Below are 1126 nucleotides of genomic sequence, written 5' to 3'. Positions count from 1 at the left end.
TCCGGTTCGTACAGGTAGCTCACGGTCTGGTTCGCCTGGATTTCCTGGACCAGCCGGTCTCCATCCCAGACGAACAGGGTCAGGCGTTCTGCCTGACAGGCCAGTTCCGCTGCCGGACCATGGGTCCCCGTGCCTCGTACCGGCGCGTATTACTTAGAAGCAGACTCTTCTACCCAAAAAACGGATCTCGCCCCCCCGATAAGCTCGTGCGTCACTGCTATACACCACTCTAAGCTTGAATCAAAAATATACCAGTCTTGATCCTCCCAAGGAGGAAGGTTTTTGAAATAATCTCGAATTTCAGACGCCCTAGCCTTATGAATACAAATGCCAGAATCCCTAATATCTGACGAGATATAAAGGCATGGTTGCTCATCCACAAATGGATCAAGCAAAACATCAAAACCGACTTCTTCAACGTAAAGGCCTGGACTAAAAACCGTCCATGTACGCGCCATATTTTTTGCATCAGCAATACGAAACTTCTTAAAAAATCTATTAGCCAAATCCGCGCTATCATAGCTCGCTAATCGCTCCCCCGGAAATTGTGTCGGCTCAACTTTATTCATCGTAACAGGTCACTTCTTATTTGGACAAGGACGAGGGTTACCATAAAAAATATGGCCACCTCCAGATTTTTCACTTTCATAATCTTTCCACTTTATATGCCGCAAATCATTGTGCGGCGCGTTAACTGTAGCCACCTCACTAGGGTGATGCTCATAACCTTTTCTATAAACATCAGATTCATAGTAGGTTGGATACTCTCTCATACCATTACGAGCTTGAGTTAAAAGTGCTACGGCCTCCATACGTGAACCAACCCTAAAGTCTGAATTGCCTCCAGTTCTTATGGAGCCAACAGCATCATCCCACTCCTTCGTCCCAGGCCTAATAACTTTTAAAGTGCTAGCAACAATAGGACACGTAGGTGTTGCTTCGTTTGCCCCTTTACTTTTCCCCTTTCGGCGATGCAGACCTAATGGATCGACCCACAATATAGGATTCGGCGCATATTGGTAAAAATTAACCCCCCCCAACAATCCAATCGGGTCCTGGGTGAGATATCGGGCCGTGTCCGGATCGTAATACCGATGCCGGTTGTAATACAGCCCCGTTTCCTCAT

General features: G+C 47.0%; 2 protein-coding genes. Both read right to left on the bottom strand.

The features are described from left to right. Positions 1-149: 149 nt before the first annotated feature. On the bottom strand, positions 150-569 hold the full coding sequence (locus tag G474_RS23680) for a hypothetical protein (protein WP_156919344.1): 420 nt from the start codon (positions 567-569) through the stop codon (positions 150-152). Positions 570-578: 9 nt separating this feature from the next. Beyond that, positions 579-1126 (bottom strand): RHS repeat-associated core domain-containing protein (locus G474_RS23995; RefSeq protein WP_211228151.1); only part of this gene is annotated, 548 nt, incomplete at its 5' end.

Origin of the sequence: Azovibrio restrictus DSM 23866 (assembly GCF_000429665.1) — a bacterium.
Taxonomy (GTDB): domain Bacteria; phylum Pseudomonadota; class Gammaproteobacteria; order Burkholderiales; family Rhodocyclaceae; genus Azovibrio; species Azovibrio restrictus.
This window is presented reverse-complemented; position numbering and strand designations above follow the sequence as displayed.